The organism is Streptomyces sp. NPDC059866 (assembly GCF_042731325.1).
Taxonomy (GTDB): Bacteria; Actinomycetota; Actinomycetes; order Streptomycetales; family Streptomycetaceae; genus Streptomyces; species Streptomyces flavusporus.
Genome location: NZ_JBHWJT010000001.1, coordinates 1 through 23,730, shown reverse-complemented (window position 1 = coordinate 23,730; position 23,730 = coordinate 1). Strand labels below are relative to the sequence as shown.

25 protein-coding genes are annotated in these 23,730 nt (G+C 70.2%); 15 read left to right on the top strand and 10 right to left on the bottom strand.

Annotated elements, in window-relative coordinates; translation table 11 throughout:
* The first annotated feature begins 202 nt into the window (after positions 1 to 202).
* The 3 genes from fabG to ACFV7R_RS00115 all read left to right on the top strand — a co-directional run bounded on the left by fabG (position 203) and on the right by ACFV7R_RS00115 (position 2,202).
* Positions 203 to 922, top strand: coding sequence for a 3-oxoacyl-[acyl-carrier-protein] reductase (gene fabG / locus ACFV7R_RS00125; RefSeq protein WP_129797140.1), 720 nt, complete (start codon positions 203 to 205; stop codon positions 920 to 922).
* 5 nt (positions 923 to 927) lie between these two features.
* Positions 928 to 1,695, top strand: coding sequence for an enoyl-ACP reductase FabI (gene fabI / locus ACFV7R_RS00120; protein WP_385258023.1), 768 nt, complete (start codon positions 928 to 930; stop codon positions 1,693 to 1,695).
* Positions 1,696 to 1,851: 156 nt separating this feature from the next.
* Entirely contained in the window at positions 1,852 to 2,202 is a 351-nt protein-coding gene (locus ACFV7R_RS00115; protein ID WP_385258020.1) for a hypothetical protein, read from the top strand.
* On the opposite strand, the gene ACFV7R_RS00110 is transcribed toward ACFV7R_RS00115, so the two are convergent.
* The gene (locus ACFV7R_RS00110) at positions 2,177 to 2,872 is read right to left on the bottom strand and encodes a FadR/GntR family transcriptional regulator (protein ID WP_385258018.1); all 696 of its coding nucleotides are present in this window, start codon (positions 2,870 to 2,872) and stop codon (positions 2,177 to 2,179) included. The genes ACFV7R_RS00115 and ACFV7R_RS00110 overlap by 26 nt on opposite strands.
* Before the next feature lie 81 nt (positions 2,873 to 2,953).
* Between ACFV7R_RS00110 and ACFV7R_RS00105 the strand changes: the two genes are divergently transcribed.
* The 4 genes from ACFV7R_RS00105 to ACFV7R_RS00090 all read left to right on the top strand — a co-directional run bounded on the left by ACFV7R_RS00105 (position 2,954) and on the right by ACFV7R_RS00090 (position 5,383).
* The gene (locus tag ACFV7R_RS00105) at positions 2,954 to 4,255 is read left to right on the top strand and encodes a CynX/NimT family MFS transporter (RefSeq protein ID WP_385258015.1); all 1,302 of its coding nucleotides are present in this window, start codon (positions 2,954 to 2,956) and stop codon (positions 4,253 to 4,255) included.
* A 43-nt stretch (positions 4,256 to 4,298) separates the two neighbouring features.
* On the top strand, positions 4,299 to 4,415 hold the full coding sequence (locus ACFV7R_RS00100) for an SGM_5486 family transporter-associated protein (RefSeq protein ID WP_129797136.1): 117 nt from the start codon (positions 4,299 to 4,301) through the stop codon (positions 4,413 to 4,415).
* A 176-nt stretch (positions 4,416 to 4,591) separates the two neighbouring features.
* Positions 4,592 to 4,798 carry a hypothetical protein gene (locus ACFV7R_RS00095; protein WP_385258012.1) on the top strand — a complete coding sequence of 69 codons (207 nt, stop codon included), beginning with the start codon at positions 4,592 to 4,594 and terminating at the stop codon, positions 4,796 to 4,798.
* A 66-nt stretch (positions 4,799 to 4,864) separates the two neighbouring features.
* Positions 4,865 to 5,383, top strand: coding sequence for a histidine phosphatase family protein (locus ACFV7R_RS00090; protein WP_129797134.1), 519 nt, complete (start codon positions 4,865 to 4,867; stop codon positions 5,381 to 5,383).
* Positions 5,384 to 5,447: 64 nt separating this feature from the next.
* On the opposite strand, the gene serB is transcribed toward ACFV7R_RS00090, so the two are convergent.
* Complete coding sequence (gene serB / locus ACFV7R_RS00085; RefSeq protein ID WP_129797133.1) at positions 5,448 to 6,656, bottom strand: phosphoserine phosphatase SerB; 1,209 nt, start codon at positions 6,654 to 6,656, stop codon at positions 5,448 to 5,450.
* Between the two features lie 309 nt (positions 6,657 to 6,965).
* The gene (locus tag ACFV7R_RS00080) at positions 6,966 to 8,675 is read right to left on the bottom strand and encodes a streptophobe family protein (protein ID WP_385258008.1); all 1,710 of its coding nucleotides are present in this window, start codon (positions 8,673 to 8,675) and stop codon (positions 6,966 to 6,968) included.
* A gap of 229 nt (positions 8,676 to 8,904) precedes the next feature.
* On the opposite strand from ACFV7R_RS00080, the gene ACFV7R_RS00075 reads away from it, so the two are divergent.
* The gene (locus ACFV7R_RS00075) at positions 8,905 to 11,436 is read left to right on the top strand and encodes an FHA domain-containing protein (protein WP_385258005.1); all 2,532 of its coding nucleotides are present in this window, start codon (positions 8,905 to 8,907) and stop codon (positions 11,434 to 11,436) included.
* A gap of 112 nt (positions 11,437 to 11,548) precedes the next feature.
* On the opposite strand, the gene ACFV7R_RS00070 is transcribed toward ACFV7R_RS00075, so the two are convergent.
* From ACFV7R_RS00070 to ACFV7R_RS00060, 3 genes are all read right to left on the bottom strand, one after another.
* Positions 11,549 to 12,313, bottom strand: a complete 765-nt coding sequence (locus ACFV7R_RS00070) for a transglycosylase SLT domain-containing protein (RefSeq protein ID WP_385258002.1) — start codon at positions 12,311 to 12,313, stop codon at positions 11,549 to 11,551.
* Between the two features lie 299 nt (positions 12,314 to 12,612).
* A complete protein-coding gene (locus ACFV7R_RS00065; protein WP_385257999.1) occupies positions 12,613 to 13,698 on the bottom strand; it encodes an S-adenosylmethionine:tRNA ribosyltransferase-isomerase in 1,086 nt (361 codons plus the stop codon).
* A complete protein-coding gene (locus ACFV7R_RS00060; RefSeq protein WP_385257997.1) occupies positions 13,695 to 14,393 on the bottom strand; it encodes an SDR family NAD(P)-dependent oxidoreductase in 699 nt (232 codons plus the stop codon). Before ACFV7R_RS00060 ends, ACFV7R_RS00065 begins: the two co-directional genes overlap by 4 nt.
* Positions 14,394 to 14,606: 213 nt before the next feature.
* Here ACFV7R_RS00060 and ACFV7R_RS00055 point away from each other — a divergent pair, with 213 nt between their 5' ends.
* From ACFV7R_RS00055 to chpE, 3 genes are all read left to right on the top strand, one after another.
* Complete coding sequence (locus tag ACFV7R_RS00055) at positions 14,607 to 15,752, top strand: GAF domain-containing sensor histidine kinase (protein WP_385257994.1); 1,146 nt, start codon at positions 14,607 to 14,609, stop codon at positions 15,750 to 15,752.
* Positions 15,745 to 16,386, top strand: a complete 642-nt coding sequence (locus ACFV7R_RS00050) for a response regulator (RefSeq protein ID WP_385257992.1) — start codon at positions 15,745 to 15,747, stop codon at positions 16,384 to 16,386. Before ACFV7R_RS00055 ends, ACFV7R_RS00050 begins: the two co-directional genes overlap by 8 nt.
* A 160-nt stretch (positions 16,387 to 16,546) precedes the next feature.
* Positions 16,547 to 16,792, top strand: a complete 246-nt coding sequence (gene chpE / locus ACFV7R_RS00045; RefSeq protein ID WP_129797126.1) for a chaplin ChpE — start codon at positions 16,547 to 16,549, stop codon at positions 16,790 to 16,792.
* Between the two features lie 263 nt (positions 16,793 to 17,055).
* On the opposite strand, the gene ACFV7R_RS00040 is transcribed toward chpE, so the two are convergent.
* Positions 17,056 to 17,844 carry a hypothetical protein gene (locus ACFV7R_RS00040; protein ID WP_385257989.1) on the bottom strand — a complete coding sequence of 263 codons (789 nt, stop codon included), beginning with the start codon at positions 17,842 to 17,844 and terminating at the stop codon, positions 17,056 to 17,058.
* Positions 17,845 to 17,995: 151 nt separating this feature from the next.
* Between ACFV7R_RS00040 and ACFV7R_RS00035 the strand changes: the two genes are divergently transcribed.
* The 3 genes from ACFV7R_RS00035 to ACFV7R_RS00025 all read left to right on the top strand — a co-directional run bounded on the left by ACFV7R_RS00035 (position 17,996) and on the right by ACFV7R_RS00025 (position 20,412).
* Positions 17,996 to 18,793, top strand: coding sequence for an ABC transporter ATP-binding protein (locus ACFV7R_RS00035; RefSeq protein ID WP_129797125.1), 798 nt, complete (start codon positions 17,996 to 17,998; stop codon positions 18,791 to 18,793).
* A gap of 93 nt (positions 18,794 to 18,886) precedes the next feature.
* On the top strand, positions 18,887 to 19,318 hold the full coding sequence (locus ACFV7R_RS00030) for an NfeD family protein (protein WP_224739397.1): 432 nt from the start codon (positions 18,887 to 18,889) through the stop codon (positions 19,316 to 19,318).
* A 146-nt stretch (positions 19,319 to 19,464) separates the two neighbouring features.
* Positions 19,465 to 20,412, top strand: a complete 948-nt coding sequence (locus ACFV7R_RS00025) for an SPFH domain-containing protein (RefSeq protein WP_385257985.1) — start codon at positions 19,465 to 19,467, stop codon at positions 20,410 to 20,412.
* 107 nt (positions 20,413 to 20,519) lie between these two features.
* Here ACFV7R_RS00025 and ACFV7R_RS00020 read toward each other — a convergent pair whose 3' ends face one another.
* From ACFV7R_RS00020 to ACFV7R_RS00010, 3 genes are all read right to left on the bottom strand, one after another.
* Positions 20,520 to 21,029: an HNH endonuclease gene (locus ACFV7R_RS00020; protein ID WP_385257982.1), complete on the bottom strand. Its 510-nt coding sequence runs from the start codon at positions 21,027 to 21,029 to the stop codon at positions 20,520 to 20,522.
* A 186-nt stretch (positions 21,030 to 21,215) separates the two neighbouring features.
* Positions 21,216 to 21,755 (bottom strand): YbhB/YbcL family Raf kinase inhibitor-like protein, encoded by a 540-nt coding sequence (locus tag ACFV7R_RS00015; RefSeq protein ID WP_385257980.1) that lies wholly within the window; start codon positions 21,753 to 21,755, stop codon positions 21,216 to 21,218.
* 40 nt (positions 21,756 to 21,795) lie between these two features.
* Entirely contained in the window at positions 21,796 to 22,578 is a 783-nt protein-coding gene (locus tag ACFV7R_RS00010; protein WP_224739401.1) for a sporulation protein, read from the bottom strand.
* A 138-nt stretch (positions 22,579 to 22,716) separates the two neighbouring features.
* Between ACFV7R_RS00010 and ACFV7R_RS00005 the strand changes: the two genes are divergently transcribed.
* Positions 22,717 to 23,367 (top strand): DNA-3-methyladenine glycosylase, encoded by a 651-nt coding sequence (locus ACFV7R_RS00005; RefSeq protein WP_385257977.1) that lies wholly within the window; start codon positions 22,717 to 22,719, stop codon positions 23,365 to 23,367.
* Positions 23,368 to 23,730: the final 363 nt, after the last annotated feature.

Sequence of the window (23,730 nt, the reverse complement as noted above, 5' to 3'; positions counted from 1 at the left end):
ATGTCGCGTCGGCGGGGGCGCGGGCCACATGTTTGCGTCCGGCGTACGCAGCTTTCTGTAGGGATCCAACAGCGAGTCCCCTGCGCCACTGTCGGCGCCCGAATGTCACGGACCGCTGCCCGAACGATAGGTTTTTGGTGAAGCCGCCTGTCATCCAGGTGTTCGGGCGGGGGCATCAGACCGCTATCGAAAGGGTGATCCGTTGAGCCGCTCGGTTCTCGTCACCGGAGGCAACCGGGGCATCGGCCTCGCCATCGCCCGCGCTTTCGCCGACGCCGGCGACAAGGTTGCGATCACGTACCGTTCGGGGGAGCCGCCGGCCGCCCTCACCGAACTGGGCTGCCTCGCCGTCAAGTGCGACATCACCGACCCCGAGCAGGTGGAGCAGGCCTACAAGGAGATCGAGGCCGAGCACGGCCCCGTCGAGGTGCTGATCGCCAACGCCGGCATCACCAAGGACCAGCTCCTGATGCGCATGTCCGAGGAGGACTTCACCTCGGTCGTCGACACCAACCTCACCGGCACCTTCCGCGTCGTCAAGCGTGCCAACCGGGGCATGCTGCGCGCCAAGAAGGGCCGCGTCGTCCTGATCTCCTCGGTCGTCGGTCTGTACGGCGGCCCCGGCCAGGCGAACTACGCCGCCTCCAAGGCCGCCCTGGTCGGCTTCGCGCGCTCGCTTGCCCGTGAGCTGGGCTCGCGCAACATCACCTTCAACGTCGTCGCGCCCGGCTTCGTCGACACCGACATGACCAAGGTGCTCACCGACGAACAGCGCGCCACCATCGTGTCGCAGGTGCCGCTCGGCCGGTACGCGCAGCCCGAGGAGGTCGCCGCGACGGTGCGGTTCCTCGCCTCGGACGACGCCTCGTACATCACTGGAGCCGTCATTCCCGTTGACGGCGGACTGGGAATGGGTCACTGATCACCATGAGCGGAATTCTCGAGGGCAAGCGCGTCCTGATCACCGGTGTGCTGACGGAGGCCTCCATCGCCTTCCACGCCGCGAAGCTGGCCCAGGAGCAGGGCGCCGAGGTCATCCTCACCGCGTTCCCGCGGCCCACGCTGACCGAGCGCATCGCCAAGAAGCTCCCGAAGCCCACCAAGGTCATCGAGCTCGACGTGACGAACGACGAGCACCTGGGCCGGCTGGCGGACATCGTCGGCGAGGAGCTCGGCGGCCTCGACGGTGTCGTGCACTCCATCGGCTTCGCCCCGCAGGACGCACTCGGCGGCAACTTCCTGAACACCCCGTTCGAGTCGGTCGCCACCGCCATGCACGTCTCGGCGTTCTCCCTGAAGTCGCTGACCATGGCCTGCATGCCCCTGATGCAGAACGGCGGCTCGGTCGTCGGCCTCACCTTCGACGCCCAGTTCGCCTGGCCGCAGTACGACTGGATGGGCCCGGCCAAGGCCGCCCTGGAGGCCACCAACCGCTACATGGCCCGTGACCTGGGCAAGCAGAACATCCGCTGCAACCTCATCTCGGCGGGCCCGCTCGGCTCCATGGCCGCCAAGTCCATCCCGGGCTTCAGCGAGCTGGCCTCCGTGTGGGACAACCGCTCCCCGCTGGAGTGGGACCTCAAGGACCCGGAGCCGGCCGGCCGCGGTGTCGTCGCCCTGCTGAGCGACTGGTTCCCGAAGACCACCGGCGAGATCATCCACGTCGACGGCGGCCTGCATGCCATCGGCGCCTGATCACCGCTGATCAAGGGCTCGCATCCCACCGGGTGCGGGCCCTTGGCGTGTCCCCCGTTCGGCCCATCCGGCCGGGCGGGGGCGGGCCACAACCGGGCACGCTGGAGTTCGCGTTCACCACGCGTCCCTCCCCAGCACGGCCGAGGAGGTCCCCTTGTGCGCCTGTACTGCAGCCTGGCCTCAGTGACCGTCGCCGTAGCTCTCCTCATGCTCCTTCCGTACGACGCGATGCCCCACGCGCGCGTGCCGGCCGACGAACCGACGGCTGCGCCCTTCGGCGCCGAGTGCCGGACGAGCATCCAGGGCTCCCATGTGGTGGCCCACTGCCACAATCCCTACGTGGACACCGATCGCGTCCAACTGCACATCGAGTGCGACCGTTGGTGGGACCTCGACACCGACAGCGCCCCCGTGGACGCCGGGCCCGCGATGACCGTACGGCTCACCGGCCGCTGCTGGAAGGAAGTCGCCTCGGTGTGGGTCAGCCACCAGAACCGGGGGAGCTGAGCCGGCCCGGACGGCACTGGAACGGGTAGCCCGCGGCCTCGGTCGCCGCCGTCTCGGCGTCGCCCGCGCGGATGGCGTCCAGGAGCCGTGTGTGGTCCATGTACGTCTCCGGCGTCAGCTTCTCGCCGACGTCCTCGCGCAGCCAGTCCCGCAGCACCTCGCCCAGGTCCGCGTACATCGCGGTCATGACGTCGTTGTGGGAGGCGGCCACCACCGCCAGGTGGAAGGTGGCGTCCGCCGCCACGAACGCCTCCGTGTCACCCGACTCCCAGGCTTCCTCGCGCCGCCGCAGCAGCGTGTCGAGCTGCTTGAGGTCCTTCTCGGTGCGCCGCTCGGCGGCGAGCTTCGCGGCGGCCGACTCCAGCGCGGAACGCAGCTCGGCGATGTGCCGCGGGTCTGCGCCCGCGAAACGGCGGTGCATCACGCCCGCCAGCTCACTGGTCGCCACGACGTACGTGCCGGAACCCTGGCGGATGTCCAGCAGGCCGTTGTGCGCCAGCGCCCGGACGGCTTCGCGGACCGTGTTGCGGGCGACGCCGAGCTGCTCGACCAGTTCGGGCTCCGTCGGGATGCGGGAGCCGACCGGCCACTCGCCCGAGGCGATCTGGTTGCGCAGCTCGGCGATGACCTGCTCGGACAGTGCCGAACGGCGGGGGTGGCTCAGGGGCATGGCCCACCTTCGCACGGAACGGGCGGCAGCGGACCGCAGAGGGATGGACAACCAATCATCCCATGATTCTATGATGGGCCTATGGCGGCGAGCGAGGAAACCCGGACGAGGACGCACCCGGACGTAAGCGGTCCGGCAACCAGCCCGCCGGCGACGGTGGGGGAGAGGCCCCCCGCGCGCGCGTGGACCATGCGCCTGGTCGTCCTCGGCATCGTCCTCTCCGCGCTGAACCTCCGCCCCGCCATCACCAGCCTCGGCGCACTCCTCGAAGAGGTCCGCGACGGGCTCGGCATGAGCGGCAGCGTGGCCGGCCTGCTCACCTCGGTACCGCCGCTCTGCTTCGCCGTCTTCGGCGTCATGGCACCGCGGCTGGCCCGCCGCTTCGGCCCCGGCGCCGTGGTCTGCGCCGGCATGGCGGCCATCACCGCGGGCCTGATCGTCCGGCCGTACACGGGCGGCACGGCCGGTTTCCTGGCCGCCAGCGCCCTCGCCCTCATGGGCATCGCGGTCAGCAACGTGCTGATGCCGGTCATTGTCAAGCGCTGGTTCCCGGACCGGGTCGGCTCGATGACCGGCCTGTACTCGATGGCGCTCGCCCTCGGCACCTCGGCCGCGGCCGCGGTGACCGTGCCCATGACCGAGGTGCTGGGCGGCAGTTGGCAGTCCGGGCTCGCCCTCTGGGCCGTGCCGGCCGCGGCGGCCGTACTCCCGTGGATCGCCCTCGTACGGGACCGGAGGGCGACGTCCGCCGGAGAGGCGGCCGACCGGCCAGAGCACGCGCGCGAGGACGCTCCCGCGCTGCGGATCACCCGGAGCCGCACCGCCTGGGCCCTCGCCGTCTTCTTCGGGCTCCAGGCCACCGCCGCCTACATCACCATGGGCTGGATGGCCCAGATCTTCCGCGACGCGGGCGTCGCCGCGGGCACGGCCGGGCTGCTCCTCGCCGTCACCATGGTGATGGGCGTGCCGCTGGCCTTCGTCATCCCCCGGCTCGCCACGCGACTGCCCCAGCAGGGGCCGATCGTGCTCGCGCTGGGCGTCTGCGGACTCGCCGGTTACGCCGGCCTGTACTTCGCGCCGGCCGGCGGCGCCTGGGCCTGGGCCCTGCTGCTCGGCGTGTCCAACTGTGCCTTCCCGCTGGCCCTCACCATGGTCGGGATGCGCGCCAGGACGGGCGCGGGCGTCGCCCAGCTGTCGGGCTTCGCACAGAGCACCGGCTATCTGATCTCCATCCCGGGGCCGCTCCTGGTGGGCGTGCTCTACCAGCACAGCGGCGGCTGGGGGCTGCCCATCGCCCTCATGGCCGGCCTGATGATCCCCCAGATGGCGGTGGGTGTCCTCGCGGGCCGCAACCGCACGGTGGAGGCGGAGGCGGCCCGCTGACCCCGGCGGAGGAGGCGCGGGCGCGGGGTGGGAGACTTGCCGCATGCCAGTGCTCGATCCGAACCCCCAGAACGGCCAGAAGAAGATGCTGCTCGTCTTCGGCTCGTTCTTCGCCATCTTCGTGATCATCGCCATCGTGGCGTCGATCGCCGCGCCGTGACCCCTTGCCCCTCTGTGTCGCCATGGTGGCGCTAGCCCCCCCATCCCTTAGGGGGTGAGGGTCAGGGTCAAGTGGGTGGATCACCGGATGGGTTGGCGGCTCTTGTTTCCGTAGCTTCGAACTGTGGCCGCGCGACGCGGACCACGACCCATCGAGGACGGACCCACGGAGGCATCATGTCGGCCCGCACGCACACCCGGCCCCACCCGGCGACCACGGGCCGCGTCGACATCCGGCTGCCCTGGTGGGCCCTCGCCCTGCCGATAGTCGCCTTCGTCGCGCTGCTGGGCCTGATGCTGAACCCCTCCGACGCCCATGCGGCGACCGGCGAGCCCGCCGTCACCCACCTCGTCGAGCGTGCACAGCAGCTGATGGCCCGCTGAGCACGGGCGAAGCCGCCCGTCAACTCCCTGCGCCCCATGGCCTGTTTTCATGCGAAGCTGGATCTCATGAGCGTCGCAGAACCCCGCAGGATTGTCCTCTTCCGGCATGCGAAAGCCGACTGGCCACAGGTGAACGACCACGAGCGGCCGCTCGCCGAGCGGGGCCGCAAGGACGCCGCCGTCGCCGGACGCAAGCTGGCCGACTCCGGTATCCCCTTCGACCTGGCCCTCTGCTCCACCGCGATCCGGACCCGCGAAACCTGGAAGCTCGCCGTCCACGAGTTCTCGCAGCGGCCGAAAACCGTCTACGAGGAGCGGATCTACGAGGCCTCGCCCGGCGAGCTGATCGCCGTACTCAACGAAACCCCCGACGACGCGCAGAACGTTCTCCTGATCGGCCACAACCCCGGCGTGCAGGGACTCGCCGAGGTTCTGGCGGGCTCCGCCGACGAAGACGCCCGGGAGCGGATGAGCCGCCGCGGCTTCCCGGCCGCCGCCTTCGCCGTGCTGACCTTCACCGGCTCCTGGAAGACCCTGGAACCGGGGGCGGCCACCCTGCTCGACTACTGGGCGCCGTCCGAGTGATCCCGTCCAGGTGAAGGGCCCCGGCACGCTCGCAGTGCCCGGGCCCTTCCCTACGGCAGTCGGCTCAGTCCTCGTCGTGCGTGTCCGCCGCCTCCACCTCTTCGCGGGTCACGCCCAGCAGATACAGGACCGTGTCCAGGAACGGCACGTTCACCGCCGTGTGCGCCGCCTCGCGCACCACCGGCTTGGCATTGAAGGCGACGCCGAGCCCAGCAGCGTTCAGCATGTCCAGGTCGTTGGCGCCGTCGCCGATCGCCACGGTCTGCGCCAGCGGTACGCCTGCCTCCGCGGCGAACCGGCGCAGCAGCCGCGCCTTGCCCGCCCGGTCCACGATCTCGCCGATGACCCGGCCGGTCAGCCTGCCGTCGACGATCTCCAGCGTGTTGGCCTGCGCGAAGTCGAGCCCCAGCCGCTCCTTGAGGTCATCGGTGACCTGGGTGAACCCGCCCGAGACAACGCCCACTTGGTACCCGAGCCGCTTCAGCGTCCGGATCAGCGTGCGCGCGCCCGGCGTCAGCCGCACCTCGCTGCGCACCTTCTCCACCACCGACGCGTCCAGCCCCTTGAGCAGCGCCACGCGCGCGTGCAACGACTGCTCGAAGTCCAGCTCCCCGCGCATCGCGGCCGCCGTCACCTCGGCGACCTCGGCCTCGCAGCCGGCGTGCGCGGCGAAGAGCTCGATCACCTCGTCCTGGATGAGCGTGGAGTCCACGTCCATCACGACCAGGCGCTGAGCGCGCCGGTGCAGGCCCGCAGCGACGACCGCCACGTCCACGCCGAGCGCCGCCGCGTCCATGACCAGGGCGGTGCGCAGCGGCTCGGTCTCCACGCCCGACACCGCGAACTCGACCGCTGTCACGGGGTACTTGGCGAGCCGGAAGATACGGTCGATGTTGCCGCCGGTCCGGGTGATCCGGCCGGCGATCGCGGCCGTCGCCTCCGCGGTGAGCGGATGCCCCAGCACCGTCACCAGCGACCGGCCGAGGCCGCGCGGCCGGTTGTCGCCGCGGCCGGAGATGATCTCCGCCTGCATCTTCATGGACTCCGCCCAGCTGTGGACGGTCGCCCGCAGATCGCCCTCCAGCCCGCGGGGCGGCTCGGTCACGAGCGCGCACAGCACGATCCGGCCGCGCGTGACGACCTGCTCGATGTCGACCACGTCGACGGAGTAGGCGGCGAGGGTGTCGAAGAGTCCGGCCGTGATGCCCGGCCTGTCCTTGCCGAAGATCTTGACAAGGAGAGTCGGGACGTCAGAGGTCTGCGAAGCGCTCATGGTGTTCCCACCGTAACCGGCACCCCGTGCCTGTCGCCCCTGAGGTCCGCTTAGCGGACACGGAACAGTGGATAACACTGGATGTCGCTCCGATGGCGCGCACCCGACGAGTCGGCCACGACCGAGCCACCCGCCCGGTCGGCCCGGTCTCCGCCCGCCCCTCCGGCGGCCGCTTCCCGGGCGGCCCGGACGACGGCGGCCCCGGGCGCCGCGGAGGCGGATCGAAGGGCCGGGCGACGGTGGCAGAGCCATCGCCCGACGTGGTCGACACGACCGAGCCACCCGCTCCGGCCTCCGCCGTCCTGCGGCTCACCGCGGCGGGCCCTTGGGCCGCCCCGGCGGCGGAGGGCCGGGCGGCGGGTGCGGTGGCCCCTCCGGCGGCCGCTTCCCGGGCGGCCCGGACGACGGCGGCCCCGGGCGCCGCGGAGGCGGATCGAAGGGCCGGGCGACGGTGGGAGCGCCGTACATGTCGTCGCCCCGCGGAGCCCCCTCGGGCCGTACGTCCTCGTGCTCCCGCAGCTCCTCCGGCATCCGCAGATAGGGATTGGTGTCAGGGTTCGGCGGCCGGTACGGCGTACTGGGCGCATACGGCCCCGACGACCCCGCAGGAACGGGTGCCCCCCGCGCCCCGTCACCGCGTGCCAACGGCGCCGCCTGCCGCCCCGCGGCCCCGGTCGCGTACGCCAGCAGCGCGCCGACGGCACCCGCACCCGCGCCCCACAGGGCGCCGAGCAGCAGCGCCATCCCGAGGTGCCCCTGCAGTTCGACCCCCGCCCCGAACGCGTCGAACCCCAGCACGGACAGCGAGGCGTCCAGGGACACCTCCGTCAGCAGGCCGAGCAACGGCAGCGCCAGCGCGGTCACGACCCCCAGCCGCAGCGCACACCGCCCGGCGAAGCCGAGGGCGGCCTGATCACGTACCGGCGTCCGCACCCCCTGCAACACGCCCGCCAGCAGCATCATCAACGCCGCCGCCACGCCGAGCAGCCACACCCGCCCGTCCAGCTCGGCCAGCCGCCCCAGCGTGACCGGCTGGTCGGAGTCGACGAGCAGGTCGTCCAGCGGATCCGGCAGAAAACGGGTCAGCGCTCCCGAGGCCTCCCCGTCCCACGGCACGAACAGCCCGAGGGGAATCCCCAGCCACACGCCGTTCGGCGCGCCGAGCAGCGCGGCCCCCGCGATCCGCTTCGGGTGGTCGTCGCCGATCGCCGCGTAGGCCGCCGCCGCGAGCCCGGCCGCCACGGCCACCAGCAGCACCGCGACCAGCGCCGACACGGCCGGCCGTACGACCCGGTGCACGGCCTCCCAGCCGCGCGGCAGGGGAGTGCGGCGCGAGGCCAGCAGGGCGATCAGCAGGACCCCGGCCGACCAGCCCAGGCCGCCCAGCAGCGTGGGCGCGGTGTCCACGGTGAACCCGACCGCGGCCTGAGCGTCGATGAGGTCGCCGACCCGGTCGGGCAGCAGACCGCCGATGTCCCCCACGTCCCCGAGCCCGGGGATCTCGATGCCGCCGGAGCCCGAGCCGCCGGGCAGCTCGTCCAGCCCCAGGGAGCCGCCGTCGATCGTGATGACGTCGTGCCCCGCCCAGGCCAGCCCGCCCAGCGTTGCCACGAACAGAGCGACCACCGCGCCCGCGCGCGCGAGGAGTTCGGCCGGGGCGACCACAACTCCCGCCGTACGCAGGGACCGTAAGAAGAACCAGGACAAAAGGAGCGCACCGACCAGGCTCACACCCAGTGGCGTGATCTCGAGGGCCGTCGTGGCCTCGGCGCCTGACAGTCCGAACGCGGACACATCTCCCGACGGCGTGACCGAACCCCCCGCCCCGAGCGCCACGACCGCCGCGGTCATCGGCCCCAGCGAACCGGCCGAGTCCGCCTCCAGCAGATGCAGCCCGAGTGCCGCCGTGCCCGCCATCCCGATCAACGCCCAGCTCACGGAGGCGATCGCGGACAGCAGGATGTCGACCCACGGCAGCTTCCTGCCGTACTCCGCGCTCTCGGCGTTCTCGCCGCTCATGGCAGACCCCCCGATCCGCGGCACGGTGTCGCCACCGCGCATGTCCCCCTCGCGTGGGATTACCACTCTCCGGGCCGGTTTCAACCCCGTCAACGGGACGAGTCGTTGCGCCCGTACGCGGTCTTCACAAGGCCCGACTTTCGGTCAGGGGGACGCTCCTGAAATAGTTCCCCCCGATGTTCGACATCCCTAGACTCCCTGTGATGGGGGTAACTCGGGGGACAACTCAGTGGGGCATGGAGTGCCGGAACTCGTACTGCAAACCAATGGACGAACCTGGACGCTCGACGCGTCCAGGGCATACACACTCGGACGCGATCCGCAGGGAGACATCGTGTTCGACGACGCCAGGGTCTCCTGGCGGCACGCCACGGTCAGCTTCAACGGCCGCAGTTGGGTCATAGAAGACCATGGCAGCACCAACGGCACGTTCGTGCAGGGGCAGCGGATCCACCAGATGGAGATCGGCCCCGGCTCGTCCGTCAACCTGGGCAACGCGACCGACGGACCGCAGCTGAACCTGTCCGGCGACGCGGCGGCCGTCGCACCTCAGGCACAGCCCCAGCAGCAGCCGTACGCCGCTCAGGGCGCCAATCCTGGCTGGTCCCAGCAGGCGCCACAGCAGGCGCCGCAGCAGCAGGCCCCGCAGGCCGGCTGGCAGCAGCCGCAGCAGGCCGCTCCGCAGATCCCGCACCAGCAGGGGCCCGGTGGTGGCGCGGGGGCGCCGCCGGTCTACGGCGACCGCAGCCCGACCACCTTCCACCAGTTCGCGCTCGGCCGCGTCATGCGCATCGGCCGCGCCCTGGAGAACGACCTGGTCGTCTCCGACCTCCAGGTCTCCCGCAACCACGCGGAGTTCCACTCGACGCCCGACGGTCGTATGGAGATCCGCGACCTGGGATCGCACAACGGCACGTACGTCAACGGCCAGCCGATCCCCAAGGGCGGATCCCAACTGCTCGGCCCGACCGACATCGTGGGCGTCGGCCACTCGACGTTCCGCATCGTCGGCGACCGGCTCGAGGAGTTCGTCGACACCGGTGAAGTCAGCTTCTCCGCCCGCCACTTGACCGTCACGGTCGACGGCGGCAAGCAGATCCTCAAGGACGTCTCCTTCGGCGTTCCGGAGAAGTCGCTGATCGCGGTGATCGGCCCGTCCGGCTCCGGCAAGTCGACCCTGCTCAAGGCGCTCACCGGCTACCGGCCCGCCAACCAGGGCGAGGTCCTGTACGACAACCGGAACCTCTACAAGCAGTTCGCCGAGCTGCGCCAGCGCATCGGTCTGGTCCCGCAGGACGACATCCTGCACAAGGAGCTGACCGTCAAGAAGGCCCTCAAGTACGCGGCCAAGCTGCGCTTCCCCGCCGACACGACGGCACAGGAGCGCGAGGCCCGGATCGACGAGGTGCTGCGCGAGCTGAAGCTCGACATCCACAAGGACAAGAAGGTCACGTCCCTGTCCGGCGGCCAGCGCAAGCGTGTCTCGGTCGCCCTGGAGCTGCTCACCAAGCCGTCGCTGATCTTCCTCGACGAGCCGACGTCCGGCCTCGACCCGGGCATGGACCGCGATGTCATGCAGCTGCTGCGCGGCCTCGCCGACGACGGCCGTACGGTCCTCGTCGTCACCCACTCCGTGGCCGAGCTGGCACTGTGCGACAAGCTGCTCGTGATGGCCCCGGGCGGCTCGGTCGCCTACTTCGGCCCGCCCGAGGAGGCACTGAACTTCTTCGGCTACGACAGCTGGGCCGACGTCTTCTCCGCCTTCGAGAACTACCGCGACTACGACTGGGCGGGCCGCTGGAAGGGCTCGCAGCACTACCAGATGTACGCCGCGGACATCGACGCCGTCGCCGCACAGTCCGTACAGATGCCGCCGATGCAGGCGATGAAACCGCCGAAGCCGCAGGGCTGGATGTCCCAGTTCGTCACCTTGGTGCGCCGCTACGTCTCGGTGATCGCCTCCGACCGCGGCTTCCTGGCGCTGATGCTGATCCTGCCGGCCGTGCTCGGCGCGGTGAGCCTGCTCATCGACCCGGACAACGGCCTGCTGCCCAACCCGGCCAACCCGCAGACCGGGCGCATCATCCCGAACGGGACGGCCACCACGGTCCTGCTGATTCTCGCGGTCGGCGCCTGCTTCGCCGGCGCCGCCAACTCCGTCCGCGAGCTGATCAAGGAACGGGTGATCTACGAGCGGGAGCGCGCGACCGGCCTGTCCCGGTCCGCGTACCTCATGTCCAAGGTGTTCGTGCTGGGCATGATCACCGTGCTGCAGGGCCTGCTGGTGGGCGTCATCGGCTTCTCCAGCCGGGAGCTCCCGGAGGAGGGCCTGGTCCTCGGCGGGCTCACGCTCGTGGAGCTCTCCCTGCCGATCATGGCGCTGGGCTTCACCTCGATGATGTTCGGTCTGATCATCTCGTCCCTGGTGAAGACGGCCGAGAAGACCATGCCGCTGCTGGTCATGTTCGCGATCATCCAGGTCGTCTTCACGGGCTGCCTGTTCGCCTTGAACGGCACGGTCGGCGTCAACCAGTTCTCGTACCTGATGCCGTCCCGCTGGGCGGTCGCCGCCGCGGGTGCCACGCTGGACTTCAACAAGATCAGCCCGCCCGAGGAGGGCGCCGACAGCGACCCGCTGTGGGAGCACTCCGTCGGCACATGGGGCATGGACATGGCCGCCCTGCTCGCCCTCGGGGTGATCTGCGGCTTCTTCGTGGCCCGCTTCCTGCGCCGCCACGAACCCGAGGTCATGCGCAAGTAGGCGCGTGCAAGGAGTTCGTACGACGCCGAAGGGCGGCACCCGGTCAGGAGGGGTGCCGCCCTTCGGCGTGCGCGACCGGAGGTCCGCGCCGGCCTCGGTCCGCGCGGTTTCGTCAGTACGCGCCGAAGACGTTGTCGATCGAGCCGTACTTGTCGGCCGCGTAGTTGGCGGCGGCGGTGATGTTGGCGACCGGGTCGTAGATGTTCCAGGACGTGCCGGGGACGTGGTACGCCTTGAAGGTCGGCGGGATCACCTGGAGCAGGCCCTTGGACGGGACGCCGTTGACGGCGTTGATGTCCCAGTTGTTGATGGCGTTCGGGTTGCCCGAGGACTCCCGCATGATGTTGCGGTGCAGACCGTTGTAGGAGCCCGGGATGCCCTTGCTCTTCATGATGTCCAGCGACTGCCGGATCCAGCCGTCGAGGTTGTTGGCGTAGGTCGCCTTCGCGGCGACCTGCTGGACCTGGACGCGCTGCACGGACCGGCTCGCGGCCTCCTTCGCCTGACGCGCCAGCTCCGCCTTCCGCTCAGCGGCGGCCTTCATCGCGGCTGCGGCCTTCTTCGCGGCGGCTTCGGCGGCCGCCTTCTTCTTGGCGGCGGCTTCGGCGGCGGCCTTCTTCTTCGCCTCGATCGCCTCGACCTTCACGCTGGCAACCGCCAGCTGGTCGGTGATGCCGGCCTTGACGTCCTCGACCCGCTCGGAGCTGTAGGCCACCGGGGACGCGGAGGCGGCGTCGATCGTGGTCGTCTGCCCGCCCGAGGGAACTGCCGAGAACGCGAGGGAGGCGGCGCCGAGCGTGGCGACACCGGCGAGGGCGATCTTGTGGTTCTTGGTCAGCGCGCGAGCACGCTCACGAAGCTTGGTGTTCTTGGGCATGGCTGATGGACCTCTTCGAATAGCGCGGAGGTCGCTCTACGTCCAGCGGGGGAATCGGTTCTTCCCGCACGAACGCCGCGGGCCGAAACCCACGGCGCTGAGCGACGGCAGCCATTGTTAGCGGCCGCAAAATTTCTAGGCAAAGGTGTGACGTACTACCCCGGGTAGTAGATGCGGAAATGACAAAACGGGACAGATTGGACCATCTGTCCCGCTCGGCATGAGGGGGTTTATCTCCTATGCACCTTCGTACGTGATCTGCACCCTATGTGCGGGCTCACATGGACCGCGCAACGGTCTCACCAACAGTTGCGTGAGCAATGCTCTGCGTGAGCACCTTCCGCCGGAAGCAGGAGATGCACGTCCCCGAACTCGTGCCACAGGTAGCGCCCGCGCAGGGCCTCCTCGTACCCGCGGTCGATCGCCGCCCGCCCCGCGACCGCCTCCAGCATCAGCAGATGCGAGGCCTCCGGCTCGTGCAGCCCCGTCAGCAGCCCGTCCACCACCCGCACCCCGTGCTCCGGGGTGACGACGAGATCCGTCCACCCTTCACGCGCGTGTACGACCCCGTCGGCTCCGGCCGCCGACTCCACGGCCCGCACGGCCGTCGTACCGACCGCGATCACCCGCCCGTCCCCCGCCCGTACCGCATTGATCAGCCGCGCCGATGCCTCAGACACCCTGAAACGCTCCGGATACGGCGGCTCATGTGCCTCCGCCGACGCCACCCCCGTGTGCAGTGTCACAGGCGCGAACTGCACACCTCGGCTCACCAGCTCCGTCACCATCCGCACCGTGAAGGGCCGTGCCGCACTCGGCATCTCCGCACTGCCCGCCCCGTCGGCCGACGGCAGCGCGAACACCGTCTGGTAGACGGACAACGGCTGGTCCCGCTCCGTATAGGAGTAACGAATCGGCCGCCCGTGCTCCCGCAGCATCCCAAGGACCCCCGCCCCGGACGGCCGCGCCCACCACAGCCGCTCGCCCCGTGCACTGAGCGGCTCCTCCACCACCAGCCGCACGCCCCCGGGCAGCCGCACCTCTGTCCCCGCAGGACAGCCCGCACGCGCGCGCGTGGTGCCCTTCCTGTCCGGATCCCGCAGCTCGACCGCCCACCGCCCGTCGTCCCCACGCGTCGAGAAATGCACCACCACGCGCGCGTGCCCGATCCGCCCGTCCACCGCGGCGGCCAGGGTCGGCGATGTGTTGACGACCAGCAGATCCCCTGCCCGCAGCAACCGCGGCAGCTCCACGAACGCGTGATGCGACACCTCCGCGCCCCGCGACACCAGCAGCCGTACGGCGTCCCGGTCCAGCCCCGGCCCCCCTTGCTCCACCGGCACCCGCGCGGACAACTCCTCCGGCACCCGGACGGCCGGCGTCATCGATCCCCCTCCAGCAGCGCCGGCGCACCGTAGCGGCCGCTCACCGGCCGTTCGTCCAGCAGCCGCAGGAACGCCGGCACCACACCGGCGGGCTCCGGCCGCGGATCACCGTCGTCCGGTACAGCCGCCGCGTACAGGTCCGTGGCCATGTCACCGGGATCGACCGCCCAGATCCGCAGCCCCGGCTCCTCCACGGCCAGCACCGCCGCGAGATGGTCCAGAGCCGCCTTGGACGCCCCGTAGCCGCCCCACGTCTCGTACGGCTCGGCGGCCGCGTCCGAGCTGACGGCGATCACCGCCCCCGCCTCGGCCGCCTTCAGCAGCGGCAGCGCCTCCTGCACCAGGCCCAGCGCGGCCACCAGGTTCACCTCCAGCGCCCGCCGCAGCCCGTCCAGCGGCAGCTCCTGCAGGCGTACGAGCGGCTCGGCGCCCAGCGCGCTCGCGTTGCTCACCAGCAGATCGACGCCGCCCAGCTTCCAGGCCGCCGCCACCAGCCCGGCCCGATGCCCGGCGTCCGTGACATCGCCGGGCAGGGCCTCCACCCGGGTCCCGTACGCCGCGAGCGCCGTCGCCGTCTCGCGCAGCGCCTCGGCCCCACGGGCGTCGAGCACCAGATCCCAGCCGCGCCCGGCGAGGGCCTCGGCGAGCGCCAGCCCCAGCCCCCTCGATGCCCCCGTGATGATCGCTACCGGCATGACCCACGTCCCCTCGTCCTGGACGCCGCTCGATCGGCGTGCCCTCAACGTAGGAACCGGACCGCCCGCCCCGCCTCGGCCGCGGGCCGCAGACCGTCGGGGCCCTTCGACCTAATCCACCCGGCCACAACCCCGGTCCTAGGCCCACCGTCCTAGGCGGCTGCCGTCACCGGTCCGATCCGCGGTGTCACAGCCCGCCGGTACCGTGAGGACATGAGTCACGGCCCCCGGTCCGGCCTCGCCGCGGTGAGCTCCGCGCTGCTGGCCATGAGCAGGCACCTCGAGGTGCGCGACGTCCTCAAGACGATCGTCGCCTCGGCCCGCGAGCTGCTCGACGCGCAGTACGCCGCGCTCGGCGTCCCGGACGACCACGGCGGATTCGCGCAGTTCGTGGTCGACGGGGTCAGTGACGACCAGTGGCGGGCCATCGGCCCCCTCCCACGCCAGCACGGCATCCTCGCCGCGATGCTCCACGACGCGAAGCCACAGCGCCTCGGCGACGTCCGCACCGATCCGCGCTTCGAGGGCTGGCCCTCGGCCCATCCCGAGCTGTCCGACTTCCTGGGCCTGCCCATCCGAGACGGCGACGAGGTCATCGGCGCACTCTTCCTGGCCAACAAGAACTGTCCCAAGCCGGAAGGCGGCTGCGGATTCACCGCGGACGACGAGGAACTGCTGGCCATCCTCGCCCAGCACGCCGCGATCGCCCTGACCAACGCCCGCCTCTACGAACGCAGCCGCGAGCTGACCATCGCCGAGGAGCGCTCCCGCCTCGCCCACGAACTGCACGACGCGGTCAGCCAGAAACTGTTCTCCCTGCGCCTGACGGCACAGGCCGCCGCGGCCCTCGTCGACCGCGACCCGGCCCGCGCCAAGGGCGAACTGCAACAGGTGGCCGCACTCGCCGCCGAGGCCGCCGACGAACTGCGCGCCGCCGTCGTCGAACTGCGCCCCGCAGCCCTCGACGAGGACGGCCTCGTCGCCACCCTCCGCACCCAGATCCAGGTCCTCGAGCGCGCCCACACCGCGCATGTGACCTTCACCGGCCGAGGCGTGCGCGCCCTGCCCGCCGCCCAGGAGGAGGCCATGCTGCGGGTCGCCCAGGAGGCCCTGCACAACGCCCTGCGGCACTCCGGAGCCGACCGGGTCGACGTGACCCTGGAGAGGCGCGGCAGCGGTGCCGTCCTGCGGGTCACGGACGACGGCAGCGGCTTTGAACCCCGCGCAGTGCGCCGGGCGGGACGCCACCTCGGTCTGGTCTCCATGCGGGACCGGGCGAGCGGGATCGGCGGCACGCTCACTGTGGAATCGGCGCCCGGAAAGGGCACCACCATCGAGATGGAGGCCCCCGGTGGCTGATGCGATCAAGGTGCTGCTCGTCGACGACCACCAGGTGGTCCGCCGGGGTCTGCGCACCTTTCTCGAGGTGCAGGACGACATCGAGGTGGTGGGTGAGGCCGCCGACGGCGCCGAGGGCGTCGCCCGCGCCGAGGAGCTCAAGCCCGACATCGTCCTCATGGATGTCAAGATGCCCGGCATGGACGGCGTCGAGGCGCTGCGCAGACTCCGCGAGCTGGACAATCCCGCGCGCGTGCTGATCGTCACGAGCTTCACCGAGCAGCGCACGGTGGTCCCGGCCCTGCGCGCGGGCGCCGCCGGTTATGTGTACAAGGACGTCGATCCCGACGCGCTGGCCGGCGCCATCCGCTCGGTGCACGCGGGGCATGTCCTGCTCCAGCCCGAGGTGGCAGGTGCCCTGCTGTCCCAGGAGGAGGCCAACTCCGGCCCGGGCAGGGCGGGTTCGCTCACCGAGCGGGAACGCGAGGTGCTCGGCCTGATAGCCGACGGCCGTTCCAACCGCGAGATCGCCCGCGCGCTGGTGCTGTCCGAGAAGACGGTGAAGACCCATGTCTCGAACATCCTGATGAAGCTCGACCTGGCGGACCGCACCCAGGCGGCACTGTGGGCCGTACGACACGGGGTGACCGGCTGATCAGTACGCTCGTCCGGCAATACGGAGGGTTCCGCTCCGGACTGAGATTCATACCGTCGTGGGAATGTCCCCCGAATGGCGCATCCTTCGTCGAACTCCGCCGTTCTTCAGGGCGTGCTGCGGCGACTGGCCGCGGCGATCGCATCAGAAGGGCTCAGAAGTGAAGAACCTGAAGAAGGCAGCGGCCGTGACGATGGTGGCCGGGGGGCTCATGGCTGCCGGTGCCGGAATGGCTTCCGCCACCGACGGCGCAACGGCCGACGGCAAGGCCGTGGGCTCGCCGGGTGTCCTCTCGGGCAACGTCGTCCAGGCCCCGGTGCACATCCCGGTGAACGCGGTCGGCAACAGCGTGAACGTCATCGGCGTGCTGAACCCGGCCTTCGGCAACCTGGGCATCAACCGCTGACGTCCACAGCAAAGCCGCAGTGACCTCCGGCCTCCCGGATTCCCTCCGGGAGGCCGGTCAGTTTTGCCCCCGTCGGTCCGCGGGCAGTCGTGCCGCCCAGGGCGGCAGGGGTGGGCGCGGGCGGCACCCGCCACCCCGTCGGTCCGCGGGCAGTCGTGCCGCCCAGGGCGGCACGGGTGGGCGCGGGCGGCACCTCGTCAGCGCCGGGCTGCGCACCCAGCCCCCCCGCACCAACACCGGTCACCACAGCAACCGACCGACCCTCACCTCACGCCCCGCTCCCGCTCCTCCACAACGGAGTTGTACGCCGCGACCTGCGCCCGCCGAGCCACCCGCTCCACCGGCCGCAACGCCTCAGACCGCGCCGCCATCTCAGACGCACTCACCGCACCCCCGTGCCCGTTCTCACGCGCCACCGAGATCAGCATCCCCACCCGCTGCGCAAGCTCCAGCACCCGCACGGCCCGCCCCGGATACCCCGGCGCCAACGCCTCCCGCCCCCGCTCGGCCCGCGCCCGGTACGCATCGATCGCCGCCTCCGCCACCGGCCCCGACCCGGCCACGTCCAGCCGCGTCAGCACCTCGGTCGCCTCCCGCAGCGCCTCCGCCAGCTCCCGCTCCGCCTCCCCGAGCGACGGCACATCGGCCGGCGGCGCCTCCCGCACCGGCAGCACATGCCACACGACCTCGACATGGACATCACCGTCGGGCCCGGCCTCGTACACCTCCGGCACCAGCCCGAGCGCACCGCCGTGGCAGATCACCGCCTCCTCGGCGTCCAGCGCCCGCGCATTGAACTCCGGCGGCCCGCTCAGCCCCAGCGGATGCCCCGGCGCCGGCAGTGCGACCCGCAGCCCGGTCACCCCGAGCGCCCGCAGCCGCCCCAGCGCAAGCGTGAGCCCGACCGGCGCCGACTCACCCGGCAGCCCCTCCACCCGGTGCACAGCATCGTCCCCGACGACGGCGAGCACGGCGTCGTCCGGCGAGACAAGTCCGGCAAGAAGGGCATTTCCCCAAGCGGCAAGGCGCCCAGAGCGCGGTTCCGAAAGCATGCCTCCACCCTAAGTACCGGACCGAGGGAATGGACCGGCGGACCGGTGGCGTAGATTTCCTTGAGGGCTGCGCCCACCGGCGCGGCAGACCGAGCCACAGGCGTACGCGACAGCCGAGACTGGCCACACTGCAAGGGGAGACAACGCGCTCATGAGCGATGTTCTGGAGCTTCAGGACGTATCCGTGGTCCGCGAGGGCCGGGCTCTGGTGGACCAGGTCTCCTGGTCGGTGAAGGAGGGCGAGCGCTGGGTCATCCTCGGCCCCAACGGCGCCGGCAAGACCACCCTCCTCAACGTCGCCTCGAGCTACCTCTACCCCAGCAAGGGCACCGCCACCATCCTGGGCGAAACCCTCGGCACCCCCGGCACCGATGTCTTCGAACTGCGCCCCCGCATCGGCGTGGCCGGCATCGCCATGGCCGACAAGCTCCCCAAGCGCCAGACCGTCCTGCAGACGGTGCTCACCGCCGCCTACGGCATGACCGCCGCCTGGCACGAGGACTACGACGAGATCGACGAGCAGCGTGCCCGCGCGTTCCTGGACCGCCTCGGCATGTCCGACTACCTGGACCGCAAGTTCGGCACCCTCTCCGAGGGCGAGCGCAAGCGCACCCTCATCGCCCGCGCCCTGATGACCGACCCCGAGCTGCTCCTCCTCGACGAGCCCGCCGCCGGCCTCGACCTCGGCGGCCGCGAGGACCTCGTACGCCGTCTCGGCCGCCTCGCCCGCGACCCGATCGCCCCCTCGATGCTCATGGTCACCCACCACGTGGAGGAGATCGCCCCCGGCTTCACCCACGTCCTCATGATCCGCCAGGGCAAGGTCCTCGCCGCCGGTCCCCTCGAGCTCGAGCTCACCTCCCGCAACCTCTCCCTCTGCTTCGGCCTCCCACTCGTCGTCGAGCAGGTCGGCGACCGCTGGACCGCCCAGGGCCTCCCGCTGTCCTGAGCCGGTGAAGTACCCGCAAAAAGACGGGTAAGAAACACCTGCCAACCTGATCGCGCCCTGTCCGCGCACGTTCCGCGGTCCTACCATGACCGTGTGGAAATCGACGCGTGGCTGTGGTGGCTGATCGGAGCGGCGGGGCTCGGCATTGGACTCGTGATCACCGCGATGCCCGAACTGGGCATGCTCGCGGTGGGCGCCATCGCGGCCTCGGTGACCGCCGGCATCTTCGGCGGTGACGCCGTCTTCCAAGTCGTGGTCTTCGCTGTCGTCTCGACGGCCCTCATCGCGGTGGTACGGCCCATCGCCAACCGGCACCGTGCACAACGCCCCCAACTCGCCACCGGCGTAGAGGCGTTGAAAGGCCGACAAGCCGTCGTGCTGGAGCGCGTCGACGGCTCCGGCGGACGCATCAAACTGGCCGGTGAAGTCTGGTCGGCACGCTCCCTCGACGCCGACTGCACCTTCGAGGCAGGCCAGGAAGTGGACGTGGTGGACATCGAGGGTGCCACGGCGATCGTCATGTGACCTCGCACGACGCAAGGTGACCGAACACCGCACGAGCTGCGCGACGGTCTGTCAGACTCGACCAGCAAGATCTTCAACAGCCATAAGATCTGCACCATAAGAACTGCCGAAAGCGCCGAGGCGGAAGAAGGGTACGGGGAACGACGATGGAACCGGTCATCATCGTCCTGATCATTCTGGTGGTGTTGGTCTTCATCGCCCTGATCAAGACGATCCAAGTCATCCCGCAGGCCAGCGCCGCCATCGTGGAGCGCTTCGGCCGCTACACGCGGACGCTGAACGCGGGCCTCAACATCGTCGTCCCGTTCATCGACACCATCCGCAACCGCATCGACCTGCGCGAACAGGTCGTTCCGTTCCCGCCGCAGCCGGTGATCACCCAGGACAACCTGGTGGTCAACATCGACACCGTCATCTACTACCAGGTCACCGACGCCCGCGCCGCCACCTACGAAGTCGCCAGCTACATCCAGGCGATCGAGCAGCTCACCGTCACCACGCTGCGCAACATCATCGGCGGCATGGACCTGGAACGCACCCTCACCTCACGCGAGGAGATCAACGCGGCCCTGCGCGGCGTCCTCGACGAGGCCACCGGCAAGTGGGGCATCCGCGTCAACCGCGTCGAGCTCAAGGCGATCGAACCGCCCACCTCCATCCAGGACTCGATGGAGAAGCAGATGCGCGCCGACCGTGACAAGCGCGCCGCGATCCTCCAGGCCGAAGGTGTCCGGCAGTCCGAAATCCTGCGCGCCGAGGGTGAGAAGCAGTCCCAGATCCTGCGCGCCGAAGGTGAGGCCAAGGCCGCCGCACTGCGCGCCGAGGGCGAGGCCCAGGCCGTCCGTACGGTCTTCGAGGCGATCCACGCCGGCGACCCCGACCAGAAGCTGCTCTCCTACCAGTACCTCCAGATGCTCCCGAAAATCGCCGAGGGCGACGCCAACAAGCTCTGGATCGTCCCCAGCGAAATCGGCGACGCCCTCAAGGGGCTGTCCGGCGCGATGGGCAACTTCGCCCCGAACGCAGGAGGTTCGGGCTCCTCGGGCCACGCAGGCGCAGGCGCCGAGCGCCGAGAGAAGCCAAGCATCGACTGACGGCCGCCTCACAACGCGCAGTTCCCCACACCCCCCTCAGGGGCGCGGAGAACTGCGCGATCAACCACATACGGCCCGCAGGTCAACAAAACCCGCAGCCCTACGGTCTAGGCGGCAGCCGAGTGCGCCAGCCACTCAGGCAACGCCTCGAAGTCGTCCTGCGCCAAAGCCAAGAGCATCGCGTCCGTCGGCGTCGGCTCAAACGGCTCCCGCAGCAACGGCATCCCCGCCTCCTCCGGCGTCCGATTCGCCTTCCGGTGGTTGTCCTCCGCGCACGAAGCGACCGTGTTCAGCCAGGTGTCCTGACCACCCTGCGACCGCGGCACCACGTGGTCCACGGTCGTCGCCCGCCGCCCGCAGTACGCGCACCTGTGCCGGTCCCGCACCAGGACACCCCGCCTCGACCACGGCGCTTGTCTTCGGAACGGCACCCGGACATACCTGCACAACCTGATTACCCGGGGCGCCGGTATGTCGACCGCGGCTCCGCGCATACGCAGTTCGGGGTGGGCCTGCTCGACGACGGCCTTGTCCTGAAGCACCAGAACGACGGCTCGGTTCAACGTCACCGTCGACAGCGGCTCGAAGCTCGCGTTCAGAACCAGCGTGTCCCGCATAACCAGCCCACCTCCCGTGTGCACCGGCCCACCCCATGGCGGGCTGGGATCAACTCTGGCCGTGCACGCCGAGATGGACAACGCAATATCTGCTGCTCCACAGGGGTGTCCCCGTGACCCCCGGCAACAAAAATGCCCGCCTCTGATCACGTCCAAGACCAGAGGCGGGCAAACGTTCGGTGAACGTCAGGGTGTGGCGGGCACCTCGTACTCACCGATCAGCTGGGCGCGCGCCAGCGTATGGAACCGCAGGTTGAAGCCCACGAAGGCCGGGCTGGCGTCCGCGTCCGCACCGAGCTTCTCCTGGTCGACGGCGTACACCGTGAACACATACCGGTGCGGCCCGTCCCCGGGCGGCGGCGCGGCACCGCCGAAGTCCTTCGTGCCGTAGTCGTTGCGCGCCTGTACGGCACCCTCCGGCAGCCCTTCGAACTTCCCGCTGCCCGCACCCGCCGGCAGCTCCGTCACCGACACCGGGATGTCGAACACGACCCAGTGCCAGAAGCCGCTCCCCGTCGGGGCGTCCGGGTCGTAGCAGGTCACGGCGAAACTCTTGGTCTCGGACGGGAAGCCCTCCCACCGCAGGTGCGGTGACGTGTTGCCGGCCGCGTAGACCTGAGCGTCCTTGAGCGTCGCGCCTTCCTCGACGTCCTCACTCGTGACCGTGAACGACGGCACGGGCGGATGGAAGTCGTGGGGGAGCGGCCGCCTCTTGAGCTCGGTCACCTCGGTACCTCCTGATCGGATGGTTCAGTGGGCTTTGAGCCTAGAACCAGTTGCGCTTGCTGCCGACCTCGGACAGCCACTGGTTGAGATACGCCACCCAGTCGGTGCCCTGGTAGTCGTGCAACCCCACCTGGAACGACCGGAAAGTGTCGCTGCCCTCGCTGAACAGCCCCGGCTTCTTGTCCATCTCGAGCACGACGTCCATGGCCTGCTCGTCGGCCACGAAGCTCAACTCCACCTGGTTCAGCCCACGGTACTGCTGCGGCGGAAGGAACTCGATCTCCTGGTAGAACGGCAGCTTCTGGCGCGTACCCCGGATGTGCCCGCGCTCCATGTCCGCGTTCTTGAAACGGAAGCCCAGCTGGATGAAGGCGTCGAGAATCGCCTTCTGCGCCGGCAGCGGATGCACGTTGATCGGGTCCAGGTCACCGGAGTCCACCGCACGCGCGATCTCCAGCTCGGTCGTCACACCGATGTGCATGCCACGCAGCGGCTGACCGTCGATCATCGTGATCGGCGTCTCCCAGGGGATGTCCAGCCCGAACGGCACCGCGTGCACGGCGTTCGCCTGCAGCTCGAAGGCACCGCCCAGCCGTGCCTTCGTGAACTCGATGTCCTGCTTGTACTCGGTGTCCTGACCCTCGACCTCGACCTTGGCCTGCAGACCGACCGACAGTGCCTCGATCTGCTGACTGACGGACCCGCCCTGGATCCGCACCTCACCCTGGACGACACCGCCCGGAACCACGTTGACCTCGGTCAGCACCGTCTCGACCGAAGCGCCGCCGGCCCCCAGACTCGCGAGCAGCTTCTTGAACGCCATGTCTCTCCCTCGTTCACTAACGTCTCTGATCACTACAAACGCGATCCGGCCGCGACCGGTTCCGCGCCCCACCCTGGCAAGGCGAACGTCCCCTGACCACCCCGCTGCACCCAGCCGTCTGCACTACCCTCGGACGGCATGATCGCGACCCCCGACCGTACGCTCCTGCCCCGGAGATTCTTCGACCGGCCCGTCCTGGACGTGGCCCCCGACCTCCTCGGCCGCTTCCTCGTACGCACGACCCCGGACGGTCCGATCACCCTGCGCCTGACGGAGGTCGAGGCCTACGACGGCCCGAACGACCCCGGCTCCCACGCCTATCGCGGCCGCACGGCCCGCAACGACGTGATGTTCGGGCCGCCCGGCCATGTGTACGTCTACTTCACCTACGGCATGTGGCACTGCATGAATCTGGTGTGCGGCCCGGACGGACAGGCGAGCGCCGTCCTGCTCCGCGCCGGCGAGATCATCGAGGGTGCCGAGCTGGCCCGCAGCCGTCGACTATCGGCCCGAAACGACAAGGAACTGGCCAAAGGACCCGCCCGGCTGGCCACGGCCCTGGACGTGGGCCGCGCCCTGGACGGCACGGACGCGTGCGCCTCCGGCGAGACACCACTGAAGGTGCTCGCCGGCACCCCGGTCACCCCTGACCAGGTGCGTAATGGTCCTCGGACCGGCGTGGCCGGCGACGGTGGCAACGGGGACGTCCACCCCTGGCGCTTCTGGATCGCCAACGACCCCACGGTGAGCCCCTATCGGGCCCACGTCCCGAGGCGCCGCCGAAGTTGACTCCGCTCTCGAAGGTGCGTAACGTAGCCCGAGCCGCTGAACCGGGTACTGCGATTGTCAGCAGCCGGAGCGGCCAACCCACTACTTACGAGAACCCCTCAGCGGGGTCGATTCCGGTGTGCCTGCATGCCTGAATTCGAACCCGCAGAACCCCGATTATGAATCGGGCGGGGGAATCGGCTAACGTAGTGAATGTCGAAAGGCCGACGGGCGAAAGCCCACAAGCCCAAGACAAATCCCGCCGACTGGGAATCGGATCGGAAAAAGATCTGATAGAGTCGGAAACGCAAGACCGAAGGGAAGCGCCCGGAGGAAAGCCCGCGAGGGTGAGTACGAAGGAAGCGTCCGTTCCTTGAGAACTCA